At 36.3% G+C, this 6,555-nt stretch carries 5 protein-coding genes and 2 pseudogenes; 1 reads left to right on the top strand and 6 read right to left on the bottom strand.

Annotated features, from left to right (window positions below):
- From C502_RS0105545 to pilG, 6 genes and pseudogenes are all read right to left on the bottom strand, one after another.
- Positions 1–1,245, bottom strand: a pseudogene (locus tag C502_RS0105545) (Hpt domain-containing protein); the annotation flags it as partial.
- 63 nt (positions 1,246–1,308) lie between these two features.
- Positions 1,309–1,833, bottom strand: a pseudogene (locus C502_RS19730) (Hpt domain-containing protein); the annotation flags it as partial.
- A 154-nt stretch (positions 1,834–1,987) separates the two neighbouring features.
- Positions 1,988–4,075 carry a methyl-accepting chemotaxis protein gene (locus tag C502_RS0105540; protein WP_018677855.1) on the bottom strand — a complete coding sequence of 696 codons (2,088 nt, stop codon included), beginning with the start codon at positions 4,073–4,075 and terminating at the stop codon, positions 1,988–1,990.
- A gap of 46 nt (positions 4,076–4,121) precedes the next feature.
- Positions 4,122–4,658, bottom strand: a complete 537-nt coding sequence (locus C502_RS0105535; protein ID WP_018677854.1) for a chemotaxis protein CheW — start codon at positions 4,656–4,658, stop codon at positions 4,122–4,124.
- A gap of 39 nt (positions 4,659–4,697) precedes the next feature.
- Positions 4,698–5,060, bottom strand: coding sequence for a response regulator (locus tag C502_RS0105530; RefSeq protein ID WP_004664659.1), 363 nt, complete (start codon positions 5,058–5,060; stop codon positions 4,698–4,700).
- 19 nt (positions 5,061–5,079) lie between these two features.
- On the bottom strand, positions 5,080–5,463 hold the full coding sequence (pilG, locus tag C502_RS0105525) for a twitching motility response regulator PilG (protein ID WP_004652356.1): 384 nt from the start codon (positions 5,461–5,463) through the stop codon (positions 5,080–5,082).
- Positions 5,464–5,743: 280 nt separating this feature from the next.
- On the opposite strand from pilG, the gene C502_RS0105520 reads away from it, so the two are divergent.
- On the top strand, positions 5,744–6,394 hold the full coding sequence (locus tag C502_RS0105520; RefSeq protein WP_023274725.1) for a hypothetical protein: 651 nt from the start codon (positions 5,744–5,746) through the stop codon (positions 6,392–6,394).
- The last annotated feature ends 161 nt before the right edge of the window (positions 6,395–6,555 follow it).

The following is a 6,555-nucleotide window of genomic DNA, read 5'->3' as shown; positions in this document are numbered from 1 at the left end:
AATATCATCCTGTACTGCACGAATCACTGCGATTAGCTGTGAAGATGGTTGTAATTGCTGATTAATCAGTTTCTCATAAATTGTTTCTAATTCATGTGCAATCAAACCAATATGACGTGCTTGAATCATATTTGAACCACCTTTTAAGGTGTGCAAATAACGCATCAAGTTTTTCAGTGCATTGATATTTTGCTGATCGGCAGCCCACGTATTTAAATCCGCATCAATACCTACCAATAATTCATCAGCTTCCTCTAAGAAGATATCTAATAAATCTGGGTCAAAGTCTCGATTTGATTCACTCGATTGTAATAGCTGTTTATCTAATCCAAATTGTGCCGATAAATCAGTTGAATAAACTTGATTAGAATTCGATAAAACTTCTGCGTCTACAGTTGTATCAATCTGTTTAACTGTTTCAGACTCAGATTGCTCAAAGAACTCAATATTTTGTTGCGTAAATGAACTTAGCTCATTCAATAAATGCTCATGAACTTTGGTTAAAGTAACACGTTGCCCTGCCGCCAAAGTATCAAATAACTGAATAAACTGTTGATGTACTTGATAATATAATTCAAAAGCATAATCAAGGTTAAGTAAGTTCGGTTTGAACAATACATCCTGATAACTCGAGCGCAAAAGGCTTGTGTATTGATACATACCAATCGTGGCATGATGATGTGTATGTTCTAATAGAATTTCAGCCTGTTGGCTGAGCATTTGAATATATTGAGGAAATTCAGTACGTGCACGTTTCTCAAAATCAAATTCAACATCAAGAATATCATTGATATTAAGTTCTAATAATTGTGAAACTAAACCTTGTGGTCGTACCGCATCTCCATGTTTTTCTTCTAATTGGAAGTCGTAGCTATCCCATGCGACATTAAATGTATTATAAATTTCGTCAAATTTAGGCTGCGGGCTTTGTTGTTTTAATGTGTGTAAATAATCACGAACAAATTGTGCGTAGTGAATTAATAGCGCTGTTTCATCAGAACTAGAATCTAACTCATCTTGTAATAACGTTTTAAATAAATTTTCTACTTTAGAACTAGCTTCAAACACCTGATGAACATGTGCCATAGCTGAACTACCACGTAGGGTATGTAACGCTCGAATTAAAGTATTGTAACTCTCGTTCGTTGGATAATCACTTGAAAGAAATTGATCTATAGTCGCTAAATGATCTTCGGCCTCTTCCAAGAAAATTGCTAATGTTTCTTTGATTAAAACATCATCTTCAATTTGAGCTCTTTCCGCCACTGAAACGACTAAATCAAGCTCAATATTACTCTCAGTTTCCTGATATTCAAGACCTGTATTAATATCATCATGATTCAAAATATTCGCTAGATTCAATAATTCAGTCAATGCAGGCTCAAGACTTTGCTGCTGTTGTAATTGCTGCCCCAATAAAACGAGAGGCCTTAAATCCACTTGATGTTTTTGAACCAATCTAAAATCATGTGAAAGTTTGAAGCGATAAAGATTAAAAATCACTTGCACATATTGCTGAATATCTAAATTCAACAATATCGTTCCTGAAAGAACACGATTTAGAGTATCTTCTACCGTCCACGCCAATTCACCAGAAGATTTTGCACCAACCATCCGTCCAGAACCTTTTAAGGTATGGAAATGGCGACGAATATCTGTGAGCACGCCTTGTTGATTAGGCTGTTCTATCCATTGAACGAGTAATGGCTCTAACTCAACAAAAATTTCATCTAATTCTTCAATAAAAATTTCAAGAATTTCAGGATCTTGCTCAAGATAACTATCTTCAGGAAGCGTCATTGTTTCAACTAACGTTTTTAATATTTCTTTCATAGCGGCTTCTTTCGTTTTTATCCACAAGATGTGGTTAAAAATTACGTGTATTTATCACGCAAGATGTAATTCCATAATTTCTATCTTGCGGCGATATTCTACATCTCTACAAAAAGGGAAAAACAGATACCCCATCTGCTCTCCCTTTGCTGCCTTATTCAGGTAATTTAAAGTCAGTTACTGATTCACGCAATGACTCAGCCATATTAGCCAGTTCAGAAACTGAACGTGCTGTATCGAAAGTTGCTGTTGTCGTTTGTGAAGTAATTTCTTGTACAACATTCATCGTTGTCGCAATATGACTCGCAGATGCTGACTGTAATTTTGCTGCATCAGAAATGCTCTCAATTAATTTTGCCAAATCACCTGATACCGTTTGAATTTCATCGAGTGCAATACCTGCATCTTTTGCCAAGTTCGCACCACGCACGACCTCAGAAGTCGTTTGTTCCATTGAAATAACGGCTTCATTTGTATCTGTTTGAATGGTTTTCACTAAGCTCTCGATCTGCTTGGTTGCTGATGCTGAACGTTCTGCTAGACGCTGTACTTCATCGGCTACAACCGCGAAACCACGACCAGCCTCACCTGCCATCGATGCTTGAATCGCTGCGTTTAATGCCAAGATGTTCGTTTGGTCGGCAATATCGTTAATAAGTGAGACGATGTTACCAATCTCTTGAGAAGACTCACCCAAACGCTTAATACGTTTTGAGGTTTCTTGAATCTGCTCACGAATGTGATCCATACCTTCAATTGAACGGTTTACGACCTGTGCTCCATTCGATGCAATTTGTACAGAACGTTGTGCTACATCAGCTGATTCAGATGCATTAGAAGATACTTGGTCAATCGACAATGCCATTTCGTTCATTGCTGCTGATGCACCTGCAATCTCTTGTGCCTGATGCTCAGAAGCTTCTGCTAATTGATTAGTAATATCCTGAGTATCTTGGGTATAACGAGCGACTTCTTGAGATGTTTCAGTGATTCGAGATACAAGGTCACGTAATTGATCAATCGCAAAGTTAATCGAGTCGGCAATCGCACCAGTAAAATCTTCAGATACTGTTGCATATGAACGTAAGTCACCATCTGCTAAGTCAGCAATTTCATCGAGTAAACGTAAAATTGCATTTTGGTTACGGTCATATTCATCTTGTAAACGTGTTACACGCTCTTTATCTGTGTTACTACGTAAAGCAAGTAATTGTAACGCTGAGAAGATTAACAAGCCAAGTGCACCAATTAATACTATACCTGCGATAACATTACCCCAACCACCTTCTGCCTTATCAGATAAATCATTCAATGATTTTAATAATGCATCAGACTGAGAAAAGATTTGTGAAGATGCTTGACGTACACGAACAATTTGATTCGCATTTTGTAATACGGTTGCTGCTGCCGATTTCAAAACAGCATCATAATCTGACTTGATACTATCTACTGACTCCCGTAGATCAGGTGAAGTAATACGATCCACACCAAGTTCAGCACTACCATTTAACTGTGCATTCAAATAAACACCAAAGGTATCAATGTCTGCACCAAAATCATTTGCCGATACATTTGAGTTATCTGTACCAACTAAAACCGAGTTAATTGAACGCAAAATACGTTCAGCAATAAACACTTGGTTTTTAGTGATAATTACCTGACTACTCGACATATTCTCACGAACCATCTGATCAACCATTAAGTTGTATTCAGCCTGAATTTCAGGAATGGTTTCACTGATCGAAATGTTCGTATCATAAAGCTGATTAATAACTTTTTGTTGAGACGCAATTAATTCAATATTTTTAGATACATTCATCCAAAGTTCATTGGCTTTCTTGTATTCATCTGATCCCTTACCATAAACACTTTCAACTGTTTCTAAATTTTCAGCGAAACGTTTTTCAGATTCAACTAAGCTTTTCATCGCTTCTGGTGTACCAGAAGCCGTTGCTTCAGTGGCCTGACGAGAAATCATCTGAGATAACAAACGTAACTCACCCAAACTACGAGTTAATTGGTTATAGCGTGGTACACTCACAAATAAATAAATTAAGAGGATGACTGCAAGAGCTAAAGCAATTAAAGCACGGTAGAGAATCGGCTTAGACTTTTCAGTTTCACCAAACAAGCGTGAGAACTGATCAAGTTGCGTTCGAATATTTTCTAAAAACGCCCCACTTTTCTTCGCACCTGTACTATCACTGCCACTACCATTTTTCTTTTTAAGTTTAAAGCCCATATCAGCTTCTCCCCGAATACGCGTTTATATTCCGTAGCGTATCAAATTAGTTTATAAATTTTATTGATGCATTCATGTATTGAGGATTACTCAATAACCGACTTAATAAGAATACATGCCATTGCTGATTATGCTGGTGAAAGTAACCTTGACAATAATCTCTTAATTTATTGTCTAGTTCAGAACTTTGAGAAAAGAAACTCTTTTTATTAAAGTGCTGTATACCTAGAACTTGGTCCACGACCAAGCCTACATAATGATCTTGATGACTTACACATATTACTTTTTGTGTTGGTGAAAACTGGCTTCGTTGCCCTGAAATAAATTGCGTTAGATCAGAAACGGAAAGCAGTCTTCCACGAATGTTCGCCAAACCACGTACCCACGCTTGAGTATTTGGAACAGGAGTATATTTCGGAGGATAAATTACCTCTGAAATCTCTCCTAATGGTGCAACAAAATATTGCCCTAACATCTCAAAGGCGATACCAGACCAGCGGCTGACTTCATTCTGAGTTGAAGCATATTGTTTATTGCCTCGCTTGGATAAGCGAAGCAATTCGATAAATCCATTTGCTGCCATACCCTATCCCGTATTGAGTAATGAAAAGGCTCGTATTAATTAACTTAGCAATTGTTTAATCACATCAATAAGTTGCTGCTCATCAATTGGCTTTGTTAAGTAATCACAAGCACCCTGACGTTTCCCCCATACACGATCTGTTGCCTGATCTTTAGTACTTACGATCACAACAGGGATATGCTGAGTATCCTTACCCTTACTAATTTGACGTGTTGCTTGGAAACCGTTCATTCCTGGCATAACAACATCCATTAGTACGAGATCAGGTAATTCTGCTTGTGCCATTGTGACACCATCAGCACCATTGGTTGCTTCTAAAACTTCATAACCGTGCTTAGTCAAAATTTCTCTAAAGCGAAATGTTTCAGTAGGTGAATCATCTACAATAAGTATACGAGCCATTTTTTCCTCAATTTAAATTTTATGCGCTAACGTGGTTACGAATCGCATTTAACAGCTCATCTTTACTGAATGGCTTAGTTAAATACTCATCAGATCCCACAACACGCCCTTTAGCCTGATCAAACAAACCGTCTTTGCTTGACAACATAATCACTGGAATATTTTGATAATTTAAAGAATTTTTAATCAATGCGCAGGTTTGGTAACCGTCTAAACGAGGCATCATGATGTCAACAAAAACGATATCAGGATTTGCTTCAGCAATTTTTGATAAAGCTTCAAAACCATCAACAGCAGTAATCACTTCACAACCCTCTCGTTGTAACAATGTTTCAGCTGTACGGCGAATCGTTTTTGAATCGTCAATCACCATTACCTTCAAATTTTGAAATTTGTCTTCCATTTAATTGTCCTGCCCCATTCACTCAATACAAATTATGGTTGGTTTAATTTGTTTTATACAGATTAGATGATATTTTTAACATATCTTTACTTGCATTATCAATGAGGTTTTTTGAACTAATCTATCAGTTTTCCAAAACAATAACGAATAGCTCACACTTTTCATCGAATTCCTAATTTTTTTGTATATTAACTATTTTTAATTGTATAAATAGCTACTAATATACAACTGATTATTATTTAAAAATAAGTGATTTAGTTAACTTTTTCCGGGGAATGTAATGTCTAGTTCGTTAAAGTGCGGTTTCCGCGTTAGCCACTTTATAACGATTACTCGTAATTACATTTGTGTTTTTTTCCTATTGGTTTTTTGCAATACAAGCTTTGCCCTAACTGAACAACCCAAAGCCGTTTGGTATCGTTATTATGATAAAAATGGGGTTGCAAATGTAAGCACATCGGTAACTCCCGAACATATTCGTTATGGTTACGAAGCACTTGATCGTAATATGCAAGTTCTAAAGCGAAATCGTCCATATAATGCAACAGCAGATGTGCAGCAATCTTCACATCGTGAATCAATAGCACGTCAACGTGAGCAAGATATTAAATTAAAACGCGCTTATGGTAGTACTAAAATCGCAGCAGTAAAAAGAGACCAAATTCTTGCTAATTTAAAAAAACAGCTAAATTACCAACAAGAACAACTTAAACAATTACAACAGGATAAAATTGGTTTTAAGAGGCAAGAAATGGAGTATCACCGCAAGGGTGAAGTTTTACCACCTCAGCTCAAGAATAATTTAGAGAATAATGCAAAAAATATTGATAATGTAAAAAGAACCGTGGAAAGTCTTCGTAATGCTTACCATAAGACTGAGGTTGAATATGCAGATATTATTAATCGCTTAAAAATTCTTGAGCAAAATTAAAGATTTTACTATTAAAAATCCACTTAACCTCTCTTACATGTTCTTCTAAAAACATATCTGATGATTCTTAATAGTTTTAATGCAATTGCAATAGTTTAGATTGCCCGAAATCAGATGATTCATGTCATAATGCCAACAATTCAACATTGAGCATATTATTT

This window comes from Acinetobacter tjernbergiae DSM 14971 = CIP 107465 (genome assembly GCF_000374425.1).
GTDB classification, from domain to species: domain Bacteria; phylum Pseudomonadota; class Gammaproteobacteria; order Pseudomonadales; family Moraxellaceae; genus Acinetobacter; species Acinetobacter tjernbergiae.
The sequence above is the reverse complement of the archived record's forward strand: the minus strand, read 5'-3'. Positions and strand labels throughout refer to the sequence as shown.